Source organism: Patescibacteria group bacterium, from assembly GCA_028707065.1.
Taxonomy (GTDB): domain Bacteria; phylum Patescibacteriota; class Patescibacteriia; order Patescibacteriales; family WJLG01; genus JAQTUZ01.
On sequence record JAQTUZ010000001.1, the window covers coordinates 1 to 19,770 of the forward strand.

18 protein-coding genes are annotated in these 19,770 nt (G+C 45.4%); 5 read left to right on the forward strand and 13 right to left on the reverse strand.

Going from position 1 to position 19,770, the window contains the following annotated elements:
* Nucleotides 1-267: 267 nt before the first annotated feature.
* The 4 genes from PHE24_00005 to ychF form a co-directional block, all read right to left on the reverse strand.
* Complete coding sequence (locus PHE24_00005; GenBank protein MDD4901513.1) at nucleotides 268-1,797, reverse strand: hypothetical protein; 1,530 nt, start codon at nucleotides 1,795-1,797, stop codon at nucleotides 268-270.
* Nucleotides 1,798-2,062: 265 nt separating this feature from the next.
* Nucleotides 2,063-2,443, reverse strand: a complete 381-nt coding sequence (locus tag PHE24_00010) for a hypothetical protein (protein MDD4901514.1) — start codon at nucleotides 2,441-2,443, stop codon at nucleotides 2,063-2,065.
* Between the two features lie 23 nt (nucleotides 2,444-2,466).
* The gene (locus PHE24_00015) at nucleotides 2,467-2,901 is read right to left on the reverse strand and encodes a hypothetical protein (GenBank protein MDD4901515.1); all 435 of its coding nucleotides are present in this window, start codon (nucleotides 2,899-2,901) and stop codon (nucleotides 2,467-2,469) included.
* The gene (gene ychF, locus PHE24_00020) at nucleotides 2,870-3,931 is read right to left on the reverse strand and encodes a redox-regulated ATPase YchF (protein MDD4901516.1); all 1,062 of its coding nucleotides are present in this window, start codon (nucleotides 3,929-3,931) and stop codon (nucleotides 2,870-2,872) included. Before ychF ends, PHE24_00015 begins: the two co-directional genes overlap by 32 nt.
* 189 nt (nucleotides 3,932-4,120) lie before the next feature.
* On the opposite strand from ychF, the gene PHE24_00025 reads away from it, so the two are divergent.
* The 5 genes from PHE24_00025 to PHE24_00045 all read left to right on the forward strand — a co-directional run bounded on the left by PHE24_00025 (nucleotide 4,121) and on the right by PHE24_00045 (nucleotide 10,110).
* Nucleotides 4,121-5,575 carry an extracellular solute-binding protein gene (locus tag PHE24_00025; protein ID MDD4901517.1) on the forward strand — a complete coding sequence of 485 codons (1,455 nt, stop codon included), beginning with the start codon at nucleotides 4,121-4,123 and terminating at the stop codon, nucleotides 5,573-5,575.
* 43 nt (nucleotides 5,576-5,618) lie between these two features.
* Entirely contained in the window at nucleotides 5,619-7,010 is a 1,392-nt protein-coding gene (locus PHE24_00030; GenBank protein MDD4901518.1) for an extracellular solute-binding protein, read from the forward strand.
* Nucleotides 7,011-7,157: 147 nt separating this feature from the next.
* Nucleotides 7,158-9,197, forward strand: coding sequence for a sensor histidine kinase (locus PHE24_00035; protein MDD4901519.1), 2,040 nt, complete (start codon nucleotides 7,158-7,160; stop codon nucleotides 9,195-9,197).
* A 26-nt stretch (nucleotides 9,198-9,223) separates the two neighbouring features.
* Nucleotides 9,224-9,610, forward strand: coding sequence for a response regulator (locus PHE24_00040; protein ID MDD4901520.1), 387 nt, complete (start codon nucleotides 9,224-9,226; stop codon nucleotides 9,608-9,610).
* 212 nt (nucleotides 9,611-9,822) lie between these two features.
* Nucleotides 9,823-10,110 carry a hypothetical protein gene (locus PHE24_00045; protein MDD4901521.1) on the forward strand — a complete coding sequence of 96 codons (288 nt, stop codon included), beginning with the start codon at nucleotides 9,823-9,825 and terminating at the stop codon, nucleotides 10,108-10,110.
* 178 nt (nucleotides 10,111-10,288) lie between these two features.
* Here PHE24_00045 and PHE24_00050 read toward each other — a convergent pair whose 3' ends face one another.
* The 9 genes from PHE24_00050 to PHE24_00090 all read right to left on the reverse strand — a co-directional run bounded on the left by PHE24_00050 (nucleotide 10,289) and on the right by PHE24_00090 (nucleotide 19,707).
* Nucleotides 10,289-12,115, reverse strand: coding sequence for a ribonuclease J (locus tag PHE24_00050; protein ID MDD4901522.1), 1,827 nt, complete (start codon nucleotides 12,113-12,115; stop codon nucleotides 10,289-10,291).
* A gap of 157 nt (nucleotides 12,116-12,272) precedes the next feature.
* Nucleotides 12,273-13,004 carry a glycosyltransferase gene (locus PHE24_00055; protein MDD4901523.1) on the reverse strand — a complete coding sequence of 244 codons (732 nt, stop codon included), beginning with the start codon at nucleotides 13,002-13,004 and terminating at the stop codon, nucleotides 12,273-12,275.
* A gap of 82 nt (nucleotides 13,005-13,086) precedes the next feature.
* Nucleotides 13,087-13,701 (reverse strand): methyltransferase domain-containing protein, encoded by a 615-nt coding sequence (locus PHE24_00060; GenBank protein ID MDD4901524.1) that lies wholly within the window; start codon nucleotides 13,699-13,701, stop codon nucleotides 13,087-13,089.
* Nucleotides 13,702-13,849: 148 nt separating this feature from the next.
* Complete coding sequence (locus PHE24_00065) at nucleotides 13,850-15,853, reverse strand: ABC transporter substrate-binding protein (GenBank protein MDD4901525.1); 2,004 nt, start codon at nucleotides 15,851-15,853, stop codon at nucleotides 13,850-13,852.
* 276 nt (nucleotides 15,854-16,129) lie between these two features.
* Entirely contained in the window at nucleotides 16,130-16,342 is a 213-nt protein-coding gene (gene secG, locus PHE24_00070; protein ID MDD4901526.1) for a preprotein translocase subunit SecG, read from the reverse strand.
* 72 nt (nucleotides 16,343-16,414) lie between these two features.
* Nucleotides 16,415-16,762, reverse strand: a complete 348-nt coding sequence (gene rplT / locus PHE24_00075; GenBank protein ID MDD4901527.1) for a 50S ribosomal protein L20 — start codon at nucleotides 16,760-16,762, stop codon at nucleotides 16,415-16,417.
* A 134-nt stretch (nucleotides 16,763-16,896) separates the two neighbouring features.
* Nucleotides 16,897-17,094, reverse strand: a complete 198-nt coding sequence (gene rpmI / locus PHE24_00080) for a 50S ribosomal protein L35 (GenBank protein ID MDD4901528.1) — start codon at nucleotides 17,092-17,094, stop codon at nucleotides 16,897-16,899.
* 163 nt (nucleotides 17,095-17,257) lie between these two features.
* Entirely contained in the window at nucleotides 17,258-17,815 is a 558-nt protein-coding gene (infC, locus tag PHE24_00085; GenBank protein ID MDD4901529.1) for a translation initiation factor IF-3, read from the reverse strand.
* Nucleotides 17,816-18,048: 233 nt separating this feature from the next.
* Nucleotides 18,049-19,707: a phosphomannomutase gene (locus tag PHE24_00090; GenBank protein ID MDD4901530.1), complete on the reverse strand. Its 1,659-nt coding sequence runs from the start codon at nucleotides 19,705-19,707 to the stop codon at nucleotides 18,049-18,051.
* Nucleotides 19,708-19,770 lie beyond the last annotated feature (63 nt).

Genomic DNA, 19,770 nt, shown 5'->3' on the forward strand with positions numbered 1-19,770 from the left:
GGAGTGATCTTAAATCACTCCTTTTTTTCGGCAAAAAACCAACTCCCAATTAACCCTGTTTTTTTTCAATCTTAGACTGTTTCTTGATCATAAATTTATTCGCCGCGACCCGCGTCCGAAACGCTCCGATAATCATCACTATCGACATTTTTGGCCGGCCCGGGCAAAAAGTCCGGCGGGAAGCGATCGTCCTTGAAAAAACAAGACTGACAAGATTTTTAAAAGCCACGGATTATAAACCCGTGGCTTGATCACTGAAGATTGTTTTCATTTTTTGAAAACGATCTTTTTTGTTTGCGCGCCGACTCGGCAGAAATATACGCCGCCGGAAAGGCAAGAAACGTCTTTTCCCCAAGAATATTCTCCCGCCGGGAAAGGCTGGTCGAACAATTCAAGCGCCTTCTTGCCCCGCAAATCATAGATTGCCGAAGCGATGCTGGCCGGCTCGGCAACGTTAAATTTGACGGTCAGCCTGTTGCCGGCGATAAACGGAAAAAATTCTCCGGAAATCGCCGCGGTTTTATGATCTTGCCTCAAGCCGACTGACGGATTGTACTCCCTGGCCCCGATATCGGGCGCGGCGCCAAAAAATCGGAGTCCGACATCCAGACCGGCATCAATGCAAGCGCTTTTACCCTGTAAACTCAAAGTAGAATCGACAAACAGGGGATCGGTAAAAAGCACTTTCTCTTCGCCGTTAAAAATTGCGCCGAAAGAATTATCCAGTACGCCGATATCCGAGTATCTGGCTCTAATCGTCAGGGGAAACTCCGCTCTGATGGCCGTCTGCCGCCCTTCCCAGATGATCGAATTGGTCATGGCAATGTTAAGAATTGCCGGACCGAGCGTGAAACAATATAAACCTGGTTGGGCATTTCCACCGGCTGAATTGTTGGCAATGGTCGAATTTATTACCTGCCAATTCGCCTCGGCGCTGCTAGCGGTTTGATTATAGATACCGATGGCGGAATTGCCGCCGATAATGCTATTGACGATGGCCACCTGCGTCTTCGTGGTATCCCAATGCAAGAGCTCCAACACTCCGCCGGAACTTTCGCTGTTGGAAGAATTCCTGATCGCGCAATTCATCAGCCCGAAAAAATTGACCGAATAAGAGTGGCAGAATACGCCCACCGCGCCGCAAAACCTCCGGCCGTTAACAATCGTCAGCCCGTCCAAGATCACGGCATTCGTATCATCCGTAAAAATGGAAACGTAAAAGACAGCATCCTTATTCTGGCCGTCCAAGATCGTCGGATTATTTACCGGGTCATAGCGGGAAAAATCTTTATCCCACGAACCTTGGATCATCACTTTTTTTGACGAAAAAAGGAAAAGAGTGGCGTTTACCAAATACCTGCCGCCTTCCACCCGAATGACCGATCCCTGGGGCGCGGAATTGATGGCGCCGGCCAGATCTCCGCCCTGCCGCACGACAACGCTTGCCGGGGTCATAAAACTATTGGGCAAACTGCCCAACCGATACTCAAAAAGATTCACGACTTTGTCACTGTCACTGTCCCCGAAGGCATCCTTAGGATCGCCGGGGTCAAGGCCGCGGATTTTTTCCCACCAATCGGGCATCAAATCGCCGTCGCGGTCAGAACTGTCAACCGTTGCTTCTTTCGCCAAAGCAACATTGTTCAGTCTTTTTGCCGCTGACAAAGAATTTATTTCCGCCCGATGCTTCAGGATCAATACGCTATCCGCGGCCTTAATTTGGGCCAAATCAACCTTTGCGGCGCCGATGGAAACAAAAAGAAGAAGTGACAAGAAACAGGAAATCGCGAGCTTCATACCCGCCTCCTTTTTTTAAGTTATGGGTTTTGTTTTCGGACTTTTTTGCTCGATTTTAAAGAGCAAAAGAACCTTTTTTGTTATCAAACCTTACCGCTTTCGGCAAGCTTTGTCAATTAAAAATCCGGAGGATTATCTCTTAAAAATCCGCCTACTGCTTGCGGCACGATCGTCTCTGGCCGGCCCGGGCAAAAAGTCCGGCGGGAAAACAGTTATCTCAATACAAAAATAAAAAAGCGAGGCTGCAATGTCCTCGCTTTTGAAATTATCCCTTTCGCCCGGCGACATTGATTATGACGGCGGCAATTGCCCAATCTTTTAAGATTTCCGGCTCGCCGCCGGTATCGTCAGTTCTTTTTATTGCTTCACGGCACTCTCCCCATCTTGTCTCCCAGCGGTATTCGGTTGCTCCGATCAGTCCGGCCAGTTCCGTACGATCCGCCTCGGCCTTGGCCGCGGCAAATTTCTTTTTGTACGTTTGCAGCAGCGTATAGGTCGTTCTGAGCCTTTGGGGAAGATAGCCGACAACCCGGCGACTGCCGTTTTTAAAATCTTTGGCCGATTTTTTGCTCGGCGGAATAAGAGCTTTTTTCCCTTTGGCCAGCAGACGATTTTCGTCGCCAATAATTTTATTTAGGACACCCACATTCCCTCCTTTTTTAAACCTTGTTAAACATGCGGATTTCCCCGCCTGGATTTTTTTCTCCAGATCATCCAAGAATCATCGACACAAAGAGCCATAATGTCATCGCGCGAACATTTTCCCAGCTGCGGTTCTAACTGCAGCTGCAGAGTTTCTATAATGGTCCGTTTTTTCTCTGACTCAACCATCTTCCGGATTTCATTTGCGGCTTTCAAATCCCTGTACTCAATCCAAAGCAGCCAAATTTTTCTCAACTCTTCCGGCAGAAGGCCGGCCCTTTTCCGGCCGTTCTTGAAATTCAGCGGCGGAGTCGGCGCCTTAATGTTCGCTTTGCTTATTCGCTGCGAATCATCGGCTAATTCCCTGAACGCCTGGCTCAACGGGTTAGTCCCTTCTTGCTTCACGTTTTCCTCCTCTTTTTTTTCCGGGTTAGTTAAATAAAAAATTACAAATATCTCCATCGCTGATAACGTATTCTTTGCCCTCCGTTCTGATCAAGCCTTTTTCCCGGGCTTTAGTTTCGCCGCCGACCGCGACAAAATCTTTCCAATTGATTATTTCAGCGCGGATGAATCCTTTTTCAAAATCGGTATGGATTTTTCCGGCAGCCTCGGGCGCGGTCGCGCCTTTATGAACTGTCCAGGCTCGGGTCTCGTCCGGCCCGGTGGTAAAAAAAGTGATCAGACCGAGCAAGCGATAAGCTTCGCGGATCAATTTGTCCAAGCCGCTCTCGTTCAAACCCAGCTCTTTAATATACTCCGCTTGCTCATTTTCGGGCAAGGCCGCTATTTCCTGTTCTAATTTCGCATTCAACTTAATGGTATTCTGCGGCCACTGAACAAGATCGACCGGGGCTTCCGTGTCGGAAATATTCAAAACATACATGATCGGCTTGGCAGTCAGAAAACAATTTTGCTTGACGATTTTTTTATCATCTTCATCTGATTCCATTTTCCGAATCGGCTGTTCCGATTCCAGGGCGGCTTTAATTTTGCCGAATAATTCTTTCAATTTTATTTCTTCTTTTTTCCCGCTTTTGGCCGAGCTCTCGGCATTGCGATAAAGTTTTTCCGCCACGGCAAGATCGGCCAGGATCAATTCCGTATCGATCGTGGCGCGATCCTCGTCCGGATTTATTTTTCCAGGCACATGGATAATGTCGGAATTTTCAAAATCCCTCACCACCTCGCAGATCGCGTCGCACTCCCTGATGTGCGACAAAAATTTATTGCCCAAGCCCTCGCCTTCGTTGGCGCCTTTGACCAGGCCGGCGATATCGATGAATTCGATCGTCGTATTAATGATTTTTCCCGGCTTAGAAATTTCCGCCAACGCCAAAAGCCGTTCGTCAGGAACTTTGACGACGCCGACATTGGGGTCAATCGTGCAAAACGGATAATTTTCCGCCGCGACCTGCTTTTTAGTAATAGCGTTAAATAAAGTGGATTTGCCCACATTGGGCAAGCCGACAATACCGATCGAAAGAGACATTAAAATTTATTTTACGATTAATAATTATGAGTTATCTTATAATACCTAAAGAAATAAAGCAATAATTCGTTGATTATCGGCGAATTTGCCTTTTCCCCGAAACTTTGAACCAAAGATTGCGGCGTGGTATAATTAATAATGTATTCGAATTTCTTTTAAACGGTAATTTTATAAATTTAACATAAAATTATGACTTTAAAAAAATCTGCAAAAATTGGCGGCAACAAAGCAAGACCTGGAAAAAATTCCACTTTAAACTGCCAACCGGATAATCTTAGCCGCGGATCGGTTAAAATGGGTTTGATGCTTGCTCTCGTGATCATCGCCGTCGTTTTGGCGTTCGCGGCCGCGGCTTATTATCTGTATCCGCAGTTAGCCGGCATTAAAAAACCGGCGGCGGAAAAAAATGCCGCCACCTCGACTCCGGTCACCATCACCTATATCTCCAATCAGCCTCTGGTCGATCCTACCGACGCGGCAATCATTAACCTGGATAATATTATCGCCGATTTCACCAAACAAACCGGCATCAAAGTCAACCGGATCAAGCCGCCGCAAGCGGTGGAAAATTATTCCGACATCAGCATCTATTTGCGGGATATTCTCCGCTCGGATCAGTCCAAGTTCGACGTCACGATGGTTGATGGCCCGTGGACCGGCATGTTCGCGCCTTATATGCTTGAGCTTACTCCGTATTTTAAAAATCGGCTGACGGAATTTTTTCCTGAATTGATCGCCAACGGCATGGTTGACGGGAAATTGATCGCCATACCGTATTTCCAGGACATGACCGTTTTGTTTTACCGTACCGATCTCTTGAAAAAATACGGCTATGCCAATCCGCCGCAGACCTGGGATGAATTGGAACAAATGGCCAAAGTGATCCAGACCGGCGAAAGAAAAATCCACGATAATTTTTGGGGCTATGTCTGGGCGGCCGATGAAAGCGAATCTTTGACTTGCACCGCCCTCGGGCTGCAGGCTTCCTATGGCGGCGGAACCATCATCGATAACGGAGTGATCACGGTTGACAATCCCCGCACCGCCCAAGCTCTGGAAAAAGCCATTGGCTGGATCGGAACAATTTCTCCGCCCAATATTTTAAAGTCCACCGAAGACGACATCATCATGGCCTGGGATATCGGCAACGCGGCCTTTATGCAAAACTGGCCCGATTCTTACCAGATCAGCGAAGAGTCCATAATCAACGGCGAATACCAAATAACCGCTCTGCCTTCGGGCGGCTTCAAGCATTCCGGAGTCTATGGCGGAGAATATCTGGGCATTGACAAGCGCACGGCGCATCCTCGCGAGGCGGCGATGTTTTTGCAATATATGACCAGCCCGGAGGTGCAAAAAAAGCGGGCCATGGAAGATGTTTGGTCGCCGGTTCTTCTGGCCTTATATTCCGATCCTGATCTGGCCAAAGCGCAGCCGGTCTATAATTACATAAGTTCGGCAATTTTTGCCCAAGGAGTGGAGCGCCCCGGATCGCAGATCAAAAATATCTACGATAGCGTGGCATCCGCATACTTTACCAATATCCACGCGATCCTGGCCAAAAAGGTCAGCATCAAAAACGGGCTGAAAGAATTGGAAACGGAATTGATCAATCTTACCGGCTTGCCGGCGAGCAATGATTAATTTGCTCCCGAAAAATAAATTAAAATATTCAATCAAGAAAATCATGAACAACAAAATAAAAAATTTCAATCAGCCGCCAAGTAAAAAAAATTCGCTTGGGCCGATCATTATCGCGCTGATCATTGTTGTTTTGGCGGCAACCGCTTATTTTCTTTATCCCCAATTATTCGGCCATAAAAAATCAGCTCAAGAAAATCATATCACTCCCGCCGCCCCGGTCACCATTACTTATATCTCCAATCAGCCGTTGGTCGATGCCGGCGATGGCGCGGTTAATCGCTTAAATAATATTATCAACACCTTCACCAAGCAGACGGGAATTAACGTGGAAAGGGTCATCCCGCCGCAATCGGTCGTAACCTATTCGGACATCGGCCTGTATTTGAAAGATACTTTGAAATCCGGCCAGTCAGTTTTTGACATAACCATGGTTGATGGCCCCTGGACCGGCATGTTCGCCCCCTATCTGCTTGATCTGACGCCATATTTCAAAGATCGGTTAAAAGATTTTTTTCCTGACTTGATCGCCAATGCCACGGTAGACGAAAGATTAGTGGCCATGCCGTATTTTCAAGACATGACGGTTTTATTTTACCGCACTGATCTTTTGGAAAAATACGGTTACGAAAATCCGCCGCAAACCTGGGATGAATTGGAGCAAATGGCCAAAGTGATCCAATCGGGCGAAAGAAAAACTAATTCCAAATTTTGGGGGTATGTCTGGGCGGCCAACGAAAGCGAATCTTTGACCTGCACCGCGCTCGGGCTGCAAGCTTCTTATGGCGGCGGCACTATCATTGATAACGGCAAAATAACGGTTAACAATCCCGAGGCAATAAAAGCTTTCACCAAGGCAACCGGCTGGATCGGAACCATTTCTCCGGTAAGCGTTTTACAATCATCCGAAAGCGATATTTTGACGACTTGGCAAAATGGCAACGCGGCTTTTATGCAAAGCTGGCCGGGCTCTTTCGCCATGGGCGCTAATTCCGTGATTAGCGGCGACTACCAAATAACCGCCCTGCCTTCGGGCGGCTTCAAGCATTCCGGAGTCTATGGCGGAGAATATCTGGGCATTGATAAGCGCACCGCGCACCCCAAGGAAGCCGCGATGTTTTTACAATATCTTTCCAGCCCGGCCGTGCAAAAAGAGCGAGCCAGGGAAGATCTCTGGTCGCCGGTTCTTCCGGCCCTGTATTCCGATCCTGATCTGGCCAAAGCGCAGCCGGTCTATGAATTTATCAGTTCGGATATTTTTTCCCAAGGCGTAGCTCGTCCCGGCTCTCAAGCGGGAAATGTTTACGATCAATTGGCAAACGCTTATTTCTCCGATATCCACGCGATCTTAGCCAAGCAAATCAGCGCCCCGGCCGGACTCGCGAAATTGGAATCGCAACTGCATGAAATTACCGGATTGCCGATCGCCACAAAATAAATGGCATCAACCGCAGGGCAAGCCCTGCACCCATCTTTTCTAAAAGGTATCCTCGCCGCAAGCGGATGAGGTATTTATCATCGCTCGCTCGGAAATAATCTCCGCGCGGCGCGGGATTATTTCGCTCGCTTCGCTTGATAATAAATAATGGCCACCAATCCTTCCGCCAAGAATCAGCGGTTAGATTTTTTCACCAAAAATCAACCGATCAGAAAAATCCTGATAGTCGGATCTATCGGCGTGCTTATTTTCGCCTTTGCGCTGACCTTGGTGATCGTGATCATCAGCGCCAACCAATTTTTAACCACCAAAACCGGCAAATCATTCTTAGCTTTAGCCCAATCCAATAGCCAGCAATTCAGCGACGAGATCGCGAGCGAGATGAGCCTCTTGGGCACTTTGACGCAAAACGACATGGTCTACATGTATCTGCGCGATGAATTTGATCCGGAAATCGCCAATTTATCAAAAGTTGAGCGCCAGGCCCTGATCCTCCAGCGCGAGCAAAAATGGCTGAATAATGACCGAGAGGTTCGCGATTCGGTCACGAACAATATCTTAAGCCAAGGCTTTACCGCGTTTATCAGGAAGAATTTCGGCGTTAGCGAGATCGTTTTAGTTGACAAAGAAGGAAGAGCAATCGCCTCCGGCGGGACAATGCCGGATCATTATTATTTCGGCGAGCAAAAATGGTTCAAGGATGTCAGTAACGGAATGAGCGATATCTATCTTGAAGAACCGGCCGTCAGCTCCGGCCAAAATAAATCCGAAGTGGAAATTATTTTATCGGTCAATCTCCCGTCGTTCAGCGTCTCGCGGGGATATTTATACGCCAAATACGACATCAGCCAGTTAAAATTATTTTCCACCATTTTATTGGGCGATCCCAACGTTCACATGTCATTAGTTAATCAAAACGGGCTGGTTCTTTTTGATACCGTGGCCGGTCAGATCGGCGGCAATTTATCGGCGGTGATGACCAGACAGACCAGCCAAGAAGCCGCGCCAAATTGGCATCTCGGCCAAGATGCTTCCCGCACTCCGCTTATTTATAGTTACGCGCCGATCTACTTCAACGACTTATCGATCAATCATCTTTCTTGGTCGATCTTTGTCAGAGAAACAAGCGCCCAAGCTTTTTCTTTCTTGACCGTGCTGTCCTTGACCATCTTTTTTATCGCCATTTTTATCTTTATCCTGTCTTCGCTGGTGATCTTCTGGCTGGCTTCGGGAATTACCCGCCCGATCACCAATCTCTTGGGCGTAGTGGAAGAATTTACCGCGGGCAATTATTCCCAGCGCGCCGAAGAATCCGGACCGTACGAATTCAAACTTTTAGGCGCTTCTTTCAATAAAATGGTTGATAGCATCTTGGCGGCAGAGAAAAAACGCTTGGAAGCGGAAAGGATAAAGAGAGAAGCGGCGGAAAAATACGCAAAAAAATTGGAAGATCTGGACAAGACGAAGGACAATTTCATCAATATTGTCACTCATGAGCTTAAAACTCCGTTGATACCGATCCTCGGCTTGACCGACGTGATGGTGCAAAAGAAAAAAACTTTGTCGGCCGATTTTCAAAACTATGTCGATATCATCCACGACGAAGCGATCAAGCTTTCCGACCTGATCAAACAAATGCTCACCACCACCAGAATCCAGAATAACATGAAAATTCAAGAAGAAACTTTCAAGATCGACGAATTTATTTCAGGGAATCAAACCGCCTTGAATGAGTTAACGAAAAGAACTGGTTCAAAAATTGAATACAAAATCAACGCGGCCAACGTGATGATCTCCAGCGATAAAGAAAGGATTTCCCAGGTTATTTACAATTTGGTGGACAATGCGGTAAAATACGGGCCAGTGGGGCAAACCATCACCATTACCTTGAGCCAGCCCGACAGCCAATCAGTTAAAGTGGAGGTAGCGGATCAGGGCAAGGGGATCCCCGTCGAACTTCGAGACAAATTATTCTTGAAATTTTCCCAGCTTGATCCGGCCGCTTCCCGCGCCGGGGAAGGCGTCGGATTGGGATTATACATCTGCAAGCAAAATATCGACCACTTGGGCGGACGGATCGGTCTGGAGAGCGAAGTCGGCCATGGTTCAAAATTTTATTTCGTCTTGCCTTTGCGACATGAGCTAAAAGATAATATTTCAAACGCGGCGAATAAAAGCAGCGGTTAAATATTTATTATTCTAATATTGCGCTTATGAAAATCATAATTATCGACGATGAAATGAATGTCGTCACTACCATCAAAGCATTCCTCGCCGAGTTGAGCTCGGAGGTCGATTTCGCTTACAGCGGACAGGCGGGGATAAAAAAAATCGAGGCCGCTCCCGACTATAGCCTGTTAATTCTTGATTTTATGATGTCGGGAATGAGCGGGCTGGATGTTTGCAAAGTAATGAGTGAGGATGAAAAAATGAAAAAAATTCCGGTTTTGTTGATTTCGGCCCTGCCGGTCACTTCTCCCGAGTTGCATGAACTCCTCGAAGAATTCAACGAAACTCACATGGTAAAAGGCGTGCTGGAAAAACCGTTCGGCAAAGACGTTCTTTTGGAAGAAGTAAAAAAAATAGTGAAGGCAGACTAAGCGATCTTGAACGGGAAACCCTTTAACCGGCGAGCGATCATAAAATAAATGGTATTCAACCGCAGGACAGAGCCCGGCACCCATCTTTTCTAAAAGGTATCCTCGCCGCAAGCGGACGATATCTTTATCATCGCTCGCTCGGAAAGAATCCCCGCGAGGCGCGGGATTATTTCACTCGCTTCGCTTGATAATAAAAAATAATTTTTAAACCCATGGACGAAATATCGCAACTTATTTTGGAACTGGCCAAAACCAAAATGCGCGAAGCCGGCAACTTCAGCCGCGAAGCTTTCCGCGATTTTATCGAGGAAAGCATCGAATATTATTATGAGATCGGCCGCCTCTCGGAAGAAGATGATCTGGACGCGCTCAAAGAAGAATTAATGGAAACGTACAACGAAATCGAAAACGAAGAAGTCGAGGAACGGGAATTAAACGACGAGGATGAAGCGGAACGTAAAGAAAAAAACGAAGAGCTCGAAGAAGAAAAAGAAGAATAACCGACAATTTCATAAAACATAAAACTCCCGAGTTGAAAACCTCGGGAGTTTTTTATTCGACGAAAGCGCATTGCCTGGCATTGAAACTAAAGACAAAAAATCAAAGCGGCAGCCCTTCATCAGGAGGCTGCCGCTCAGCAAAAAACGTTGCGCGTTACGGGCTATGAGTCATGCGAAATCAAACTTTAATCACTACCGGCAACACCATGGGGCGGCGCTTGGTTTTGGAGAAAAGGAATTGGCCGACCTCGTCGCGGATCTTATTCTTGATATGATCGACGTCGGCGGAAGTGCGCGAGTCATGCGATTCCACCATTTTTTTCACTTTCATTCTGGTCGCTTCGATCAGTTCGCGGCTGTCTTTCATATAGACGAAGCCGCGGGAAATAATATCCGGATTGCCGATTGTCTTACCATGTTCGGAATCGATGGTGGCGATGATCACAATCATCCCGTCCTCGGCCATGACGCGGCGGTCTCTTAAAACAATATTGGAAACGTCGCCCACGCCCAGACCATCAACCATGACATAATCGGTCACGACTTTTTCTTTGGTCAAGCGGCCAACCGTAACGCCGGTTTCATTTTTAGAAAATTCCACCACTTGCCCGTTATCGGCGATAAAAGTTTTTTCTTTGGGAATGCCCACGGCGCGAGCCAGATCGCCTTCGGCTTTCAGCATAAAGTGATTGCCCTCGATCGGCATAATATATTCCGGCTTTAATAAGCGCATCATCAATTTCAAGTCTTCCTGCTTGGCATGGCCGCCGGCGTGCACGTCCATCATTTCATAATGAATAACATCAGCGCCCTGGCGGGTGATCATATCTTTCAAGCTTTGGATCGTGCGCTCATTGCCCGGGATGACCGAGGAAGAAAAGATCACTGTATCACCCTCCTTGAGATGAATGGTTTTATGCTCGTGCGAAACCACCCGCACCAAAAAAGCATTGGACTCGCCTTGCGCGCCCGTGCCCAAAATCAAAACTTTATTATCGGGCAAGCGGTTCAATTCATTGTCCGTCACCAAAATGCGCGGATTGAATTTCATATAGCCGATCTGGTGGGCGATCTCGACGTTATCGTTCATGCTCCGGCCCTGGAGATAAACACGGCGGCCGTACTTTTCCGCCAGATCGAATAATTTTTGCACGCGAGCCAATTGCGAAGCGAAAGTGCCGATGATGATCCGCCCGTCGATCTTCTCAAAAATTTTATCCATTTCATTGCCGATGGCCGATTCGGAAAGCTGATAGCCCGGATGAGTGGAGTCGGTGGAATCGGACATCAAGAGCATTACTCCTTCCGAACCGATCTGGGCGATGCGCTGCAAGTCGGCCGGCTTATCGTTGACCGGCGAATAATCGATCTTAAAATCCCCGGTATGAATGATACGGCCGACCGGCGTATCGACGATCACGGCGAAACAATCAGGAATGGAATGATTGACTCTTAAAAATCCAATTCGAAAGGCCCGGCCCAGCCGCAAAACCGAATTTTCATCGATGATCTGGTCATTTAATTTGGGGCAGTCGCGGTATTCGGCGCATTTCTTTTTTACCAGCCCGGCTGTCAGCTTGCCCATGAAGATCGGCGGATTGCCGATCTCGCCCATAATATGAGGAATGCCGCCGATATGGTCATAATGGCCATGAGTAATGATCACGCCCTTAACCCATTCCGCCTTGTCTTTCAGATAGCTGACATTGGGAATGATGTAATCGATGCCCGGCATATCTTCTTCGGGAAATTGCAGGCCCATATCGATAATAATGATCTCCCGCTCGTATTCGATGAGAGTCATATTCCGGCCGACTTCTTCCAATCCGCCCAAGACGATAATTTTTAATTTACCGTCCGGGCTGGTGATGATTTGTTCGGCCGGCGTCTTCGGCGCCGTTTGAGTCGGACGCGGTCCGTGATAGGAAGAAAAAAACTTCCTCTTTTCCCCTCCCGCGCCTCGCGGCGGCTGATGAGAGGTTCTTGGTTTGTACTTGGTGTTCATAAATTAGAAGCAAATTTAATAAAAATTATTTTGGAGTTCAAATTTTTAATTTGTTTGCTTAGATTAATATTGTTAGATTGTTAAATTGTTATGTTGTTGAGCATTTTTGGCTCTGGCAGAGTCTCGCATCAGCGGACTCTGCCACTGACTTCAAAATTTATTTTAAGCCTTTTTTAAACGGATTATAATAAACATCGTGGGTAGTCATAATATATGTGGCTCTCTTTTTGTAAATATTCTTTTCCTGTTTTTTGATTTTTGAATATTTTTGGCTATTGGAAACGGATTTATTTTTTAGCATCCGCGTTTTTATGTTTGGAGTATAATACCAGCGAATATTTTGCGTCGCCGCCCTTCGGCAATAATCCGCATCCTCATGTCTTCTTATTCGGTCATAAAAATACCCAAGTTTTTTAAAAACAAATTTTGGAATGGAAAAAAATCCTCCGGCCAGTGTCCAAAACGGAAAGACATCTCCAAAAATCATTCTTCCCTTTTTGAATTCAAAACCTTTTTGATTGATTTTTCCTCCCAGAATAGCTTTATTATCCCAAATTTTATGAGCCTTCAACAAAACGTCGTTCCAATTTTTGGTTAAAACTTTTACATCGCGATCAATTATGGTAATGAAGTCCGCATCTTGATTTAAATTAATTATTTTATTTATACTTTTCGGTTTTCCAATATTTTTATTATTTCTAAGCAAGTTGATTCCAGAATTTATTTCCAAAAATTTTTTTAAATACTCGCTTGTTTGTTTATCACTCCCATCATCAATAACGTAAGTAATGCAACCTTTAAGATTGGTATTTTTTATATAGGCGGTGAGTGTTCTTTTTACAATTTGTAATTTATTGTAAACCGGAATAATAATCAGATGTTTTGTCATACTAATCTAAATAATGATTTTTTGGCTCCGGCAGAGTCTCGCGCCAGCGGACTCTGCCGCCGAAAACGACTGCTATCCCGGATTAACATTGTAAATCGAAAGAATAATCTGCCTCATTGTTTTCCGAAATATCATCGAAAAAATAAGCTATCTTGAATCTTACCCTGCCGCCCCATAAAATATTTTCCAGTCTACAGCTGCCAAAATCCGATAAAGTTTCAAAAGTGAAATTTTTCGGAACTCTGCTGACGATATTAGGCGTGATATATCGCTTGGTCAAATCAAACATTTCTCTCAAACTTGGCCGCGTATCATCAAGCGTTGTCGCGTGGGCAGATTTTTCCGTTCCCGAAATGATTCTCCAATCAGGATCCAAAATAGCCACTTCGGCCGATAGATTTTTTAGTAAATTTTCATCGAGCACATCGCCAACAATAAAATTAATTTTATTATCAACGCCATATAGTTTGGCATTTTTTTTAGCATCATCGATCCTGCTTCGGTCAATGTCAACCGCAGTAACTTTATTCATCTTCTTGGCGAGCTGTATGGCGAGCATGCCAACGGCGCAACAAAGCTCAACTGCCGAACTAAAACGTGATAATTGGTTGGCGATGTGCTGGCCAACCACCTCGGGACAACTCATATAATAAGCGTCTTGATCAGCAAAGATGTCTTTTGAAAATTTCTGTTTCATGATTTTATTTCGGTTATCGTAAAAAGATCACCTGTTCAGTAAACAAATTTGTATAAAATAGATCCTTCTCCGCCCGGGGCGGATCAGGATGACAAAAAACTGGAAAGCGCAACAACTAAGTACCTAATCAACTAATTGACTAATAGACTTACCATTCGAGCCTTTCTCCCGTCTTCACGTACCAATTGAAAACGTCGGAGAAGCGGTCGGCGGGAGAGGCGATGCTTTTGACCGCGAAGCCTTTGATTTTTTTATTTTGCACGTAATTATAGTAAGGCGAGAAAAGGAAAACCGCCGGCGCGTCATTGGTCAACAAGGTTTGAAATTGCTGGTAATCGGCGATCCGCTGGTTGCGATCCAGGCTCAAGCGCCCCTCTTCCAAACTTTTATCAACCTCTTCGTTCTTGTAGTTGGCCAAATTCAAACCGCCGGCTCCGGCTTGCGTCGAATGCCAAAAAACATAAACATCGGGATCGTTGCCGACTTGTTCGCTAAACAACAACACTTCATAATTTTTCGGTTTGACCACGCTGGCTTGGATTTCCTTGGCCGGAACCGGCGTAATAGCGACTTTGGCGCCGATCTTTTCCCAGCTATCTTTGACGATCTGGGCGATTTTGGCATTTTCCTCGTCAGCGCTGATCGACAAATTAATGATCAAATAATTTCTTACCGCTGGCGTTGTCGTCTTGGTTTTTGTCGTGGCGGTTTTGCTCGCCGGCTCTTGATAAAGCCAGGTCCCTGCTCCCAGCGCAAGCTCGGATTTTTCAATATCGGTTAAAGAGGGCTTGGTCGTTGAAGCTTTTTTGGTCTCCAGCGCTTTAATCATTTCGTCGGTGACGATATCTTTTTTCCATCCCGCGGCATCTAATACGGATGCGGCTCGGGCCAGATCAAAATCATATTTCTGTATATTGGGATTATAGGCATAATTATCATCCAAGATCGGGCCGTTAACGATTCGGGCATTGCCTCCCTCAACTTGATCGATTATTTGTTGTTTGGGCGTGGCATAAGACAAAGCTTGCCGTACTTTCGCGTCTTTTAAAAGGGAATTTTTATCCTGATTGAAAAAAATCGCTTTTAATTGCGGCTGATCGAGCTGATAAAAATTCAAAGTATTTTTAGCGATCAAATTTTCCCGGTCAGTATTGGACAAATAACTCAAGCCATCAACGCTGTTATCGTTCAAAGCGTTGAGAGCTTCGGCGGCATCGGCGTAAAATTTAAAAACAATCTCTTTCAAATAAGGTTTCCGGCCGTAATAATTTTTATTGGCCGTCAAAGTATAACTCTTGATATTTCCGCTCTTATCCTTGACCAATGACTTGAATTGGTAAGGGCCGGAACCGATCGGTTTTAAATTAGGCTCGGCCACCGGCGCGGACTCCGGAGCGACTTGGCCCCAAACCGATTGCGGCATAATGCCAAAGGTCAGCAAGCCCAAAAATGGCGCGTAGTTCTCCGACAAAGTGAAGACCACGGTCTGATCATCTTGCCGGGTCGCGTCCACGCCGGCAAGACCGAATCGCAAAGGAGAATTATAAGCCGGATTGGCAATATCTTCGAAGGTAGAAACAACATCGTCGGCTGTAATTTTTTCACCGTCCTGCCAGCGGGCGTCACTCCTCAATTTTATCGTGTAGGCTTTGCCATCGGCTGAAACCTGATAGCTTTCCGCCAAATCGTTTTCCAGCTGTCCGTTGCCGTCATACTTAAAAAGAGCTGAGTAGATCAAATGGCCAAGATCATCATCCACGTCGGAGAGCGTCGCGTAAAGCGGGTTGATATGCGCGGGGCTGCCGATCAATCCTTCGGCATATTGCCCCCCCGCTACGGGCATCACGCGCAAATGTTTCTGGGCCGCGTTAAAACCCAGCCAGCCTAAATTCAAAACGATAAAAATTATCAATAAATTGATCAGCCAAATTTCCCGCTTATGCAAAGTTTTACCCAAATGCTTAAGCTGGCGAAGCGAAGGAATTTTCGATTTCGACAAAGAATAAACTAATTTTTTGTCCAAATTTGCATTAATCATGATAACTTTCGGCCGTCGGGGACCAAAAATCTTACCGATAAAAAACAAGGAGTCGGCAAAAAATTTTCTGACCATGGCCAATAGCGGTAAAATTTTACTTTTTAATAAACCCATAAGTTAAAAATCAGAAATTCTAAACTAGAAATCCTAACACGCCCCGTCTCGCGCTCTAGAGCCACCCCCCCCCCCCCCCCGCGCATCGCTTCGCTTTGCGGGACAGGCAAGCGGGGACTAAATTCGAAATTCTAAGCACAAAATTCAAAACAACTCCTAATAAAAAACATAAAATCTAGAACTGTAGTTGTTTCGGATTTCGGATTTTGTGCTTCGGATTTGTAAACCCCTTAGTCAAATCTAATTCTGGGCTTGAAGATTAAAAATGAAAAAAAATTATAACAAGAAGATAATTAATGAGACCACGAAAAAAATGACGGCTAAAACAATGGAGCCGTAAAAGAGAACTTTATCAAAACCTCGCTTGGAAAGATAAACATTGCCCGAGCCGCCGAAAATTCCGGAAAGAGACGCTCCTTTATTTTGCAATAAAATAGCCAGCATCAATAAAATAGCGGTGACAATTTGGAGTATTTTAAGTAAAAACATAAAACGGAAATTGGAAATTTGAAATTAGAAATTTGAAGACAAAAAACTTTATACAAAATATTTCCGGCAGAATTATTTTTTTACAGCCTCAATGATCTTAGCAAAAATTTCTTTGTTATGCTCCGCCAAATCGGCTAAAACTTTTCTATCCAGATCGATTTTATTGGCATGAAGGGCGCCGATTAATTTGGAATAAGACATTCCCAATTCTTTGGCGGCAATGCCGATCTTGATCTGCCAAAGCGCGCGATTGACTCTTTTTTTCCGGCGGCGGTCGACAAAAGCATGGACTCCGGCCTTAACAATAGCCGTGGCTCCGGTGCGAATGGTATTCTTGCGGTTCCATTTGAAACCTTTGGTTTTCCGAAAAAGTTTTCTTCTTTTTTTAACGTGGGTTGTACCTCTCTTTACTCTGGACATATGAAATAATATTGCTTTTAATAATACTTATTCTAGGTGAAATAAAAACTTCGCAATGCAGAACAAAGAGCAAGGATCAAAGAGCAATTTTTAAATTATTTTGTTCTTTGCTCTGTGTTCCATGTTCTTTGACTTTAATTATAAGGAATGAAGCTCTGAATATTGCGAGTTTCAGTTTTATGAATATTAACATCACGGCGCTTATTCCGGCCGGTATTGCCCGTTTCCTTGGCGTTAAAATGATCCTGGCCGGCTTTTCTTTTCTTCACCGATCCTTTTTTGGTGATGAAATATCTTTTGGCAGTGGCCTGATGAGTCTTAATTTTTGGCATAAAAAAATATAATCCGAATACTACAAATTATATCCGAATACTACGAACTCCACGAACCGAACAAATTTTCGTTAAAATGTTCGTGGTATTCGGATATTTCGTAGGTTCGGATTATAAATTTCTGTTGAATATAAAAATCAGGCGGTAGGCCTGAAGAAGGCGATTACTTCTTGTTCATTAAGACTATATTAAACCTTCCGCCCATTTTTGTCAAGTTCTGCTCAACCGTAGCATTGATGCCGGGAGTTGCCTTCAAAAGATCAATGAATTTGTAGATCACCTCTTCCGCTTTGGCCGGATGCTGTCTTTCACGGCCCTTAAGAACAACTTCGAGCTTAATCTTATCGCCTTCCTTGAGAAAATCTATCGCTTGATTTAAGCGAAAATTAAAATCATGTTCGCCGATCCTGACTGACAAACGAATTTCCTTGGTATCGATTTTCTTTTGGGCGACTTTCTGGCGGTGGGCCTTTTTTTCCGATTCATACTTTAATTGGCCTAAATTCACCATTTTCGCCACCGGCGGTTCGGCCTTGGGATTAACGATAGCCAGATCCAGATCAGCCTCTTGAGCCATCCGCAAAGCTTCGGCCGTGGAAATCTTGCCGACGCTCACCCCCTCATCATTAATCAAAAAAACTTCCGGAACCCGGATCTTATCATTAGCTACATATTCTTTTACTTCTTCTTTCGGCTTGAATCTCTGCCAGTGATGACGCATAGATACAGAACAAAGATCATAGAACAAAGATCAAGTGTCAAAGATTGCTCTTTGTTCTTTGCTTCATATTCTTTTAAACTTCATGGCGCCAGAAAACCGACGCCCTTTAAAACTCTTTAATAATAATCAAATTATGCCAGCCAGTCAAGATTGAGGTCAGTCTCGCGCTTCCAACTGTCATTATACTCTTTTTAGTCCCTTACTTCAAATCTTGCTCTAATATAAGAATAATTCTAAGCTAAGTCAGCTTTTAGCTGCGGCACAATCTTTGTCAGACCGATATCAACCAGCTCGGCGGCGCGGGCTTTGGAATCGGCGACCGAATAACACCTCATCTCCGGCGCGTTGGCCGATTCCCTTAAATGGATAACCTCCTTGTTTTCGGTAAAAATTCTTAACCCATCCGTATAAACAAAAGACATAATTTTTGTCATGCCGTTGGGAAGCAAATATTTTTCCTCAAATATTTTTTTCTTTTCCAGCCATTCATTCCAGAAAGCCGAATCTTTTTTCATCGTTTCAACTGCGCCGTCTTTATGCGTGACTAGAATTTCCTCGGGGTAAAATTCAATTTTGTCGATTCGGCTGTCTTCGGGTGAATATTTTGTATTGATTTTTTCGGCAATTTCAAAAGGAAAATCTTTTATTTTATTGATGTCGGTATATCTTTTGGGCAGCCCGTTCATTATTTCCGAGAGCGTCGTGTTCTTCTCGATCGCTGAAAGGATGATGCAAAGCAGCGGCAAGACCGCGTCTCTGGTCGGCAGAGCCGCCAGTTTCTTGCCGTAAAATTCAAAATCGCTGTAAGTCATAAATCCGCCGTTGACTTCCCAGCCGGCGATCTTTTTAAACCCTTGCTTAGCCGCGTCCATCATTTTTTCTATCACATACGGCGAGCCGATCTTAGTCTTAACCAATTTTGCTTTTGACTCAAGGATCGTATCAACCGCATCGCTCACTGTTATCGGCACCGCGCCGAAATCAGCTCCCAAATATAAGATCATCAATCCGCCCAGCACGCCGCCGGGCAAAAATTCACCATATTCATTGGATAGCCAGGGACGGTCGCAATCGCCATCGAAAGAAATCAGGGCGAAAGGATGATGTTTTTCCGCCCACTCCCGCATCAATTTTATGTCATTTTCTTTCAGCGCCTCGGTGTCGACGGAGACAAACTGATCGGTCCGGCCTTCGATAACGATATCCGCGCCCAGTTTTCTGAATATTTCAGTGACCGCGTCCCGCCCGACTGAAGAATGCTCATAGACCACGATCTTCTTGCCCTGCAAACAATCGGCCGGAAACACGTCCGTGTATCTTCTGATATAAATTTCCGCTTGGCTGGTATCGACCTCGGGCAGGGAAAAATCATCAATAAACATTCCGTCGGCGTTGAACTTTCCTTCCGGCTGGCCCAGCGTCGCGTAAATTTTCTCTCTCGCTTCGGCCACGCATTGCAGCATCGGCGCCTCATCGTATTTTAAAATTTCGCCATGAGTCTTGTTCGGTTTGATGCCGTTCCGGTCTTCCGGAATATGGCTGCCGGTAACCATGACGCTGGCGCAATTATTACGCATGCCGCAATAGGCCACGGCCGGCGACGACATGTTGCCGCAATTTCTTATCGCGCAGCCGGAATCCGCGGCGGCTCGGGCGATCGCTTTCATAATGCGAGGCGTGCTCGGCCGGAAATCACCGGCCAGATAAATTTCCGCGCCTTCTTTGATTCCGCCGTCCTCAGGGCTGATATTTTTTAAAAACTCAATAAACCCCCGCGTGTTGACATAACATTCCAGGTCGGTCAGATCGACCGCGGTACCCCGCATCCCGCTGGTGCCGAATTTTACCGGCGGCGGTTCTCGTTTTAAAAATGCTTTTCCGATTTGATCCATTTTTTTGTTAACATTAAATAATCTGAAAAATATTACTATTTCAGATAATCATATTATAGCATA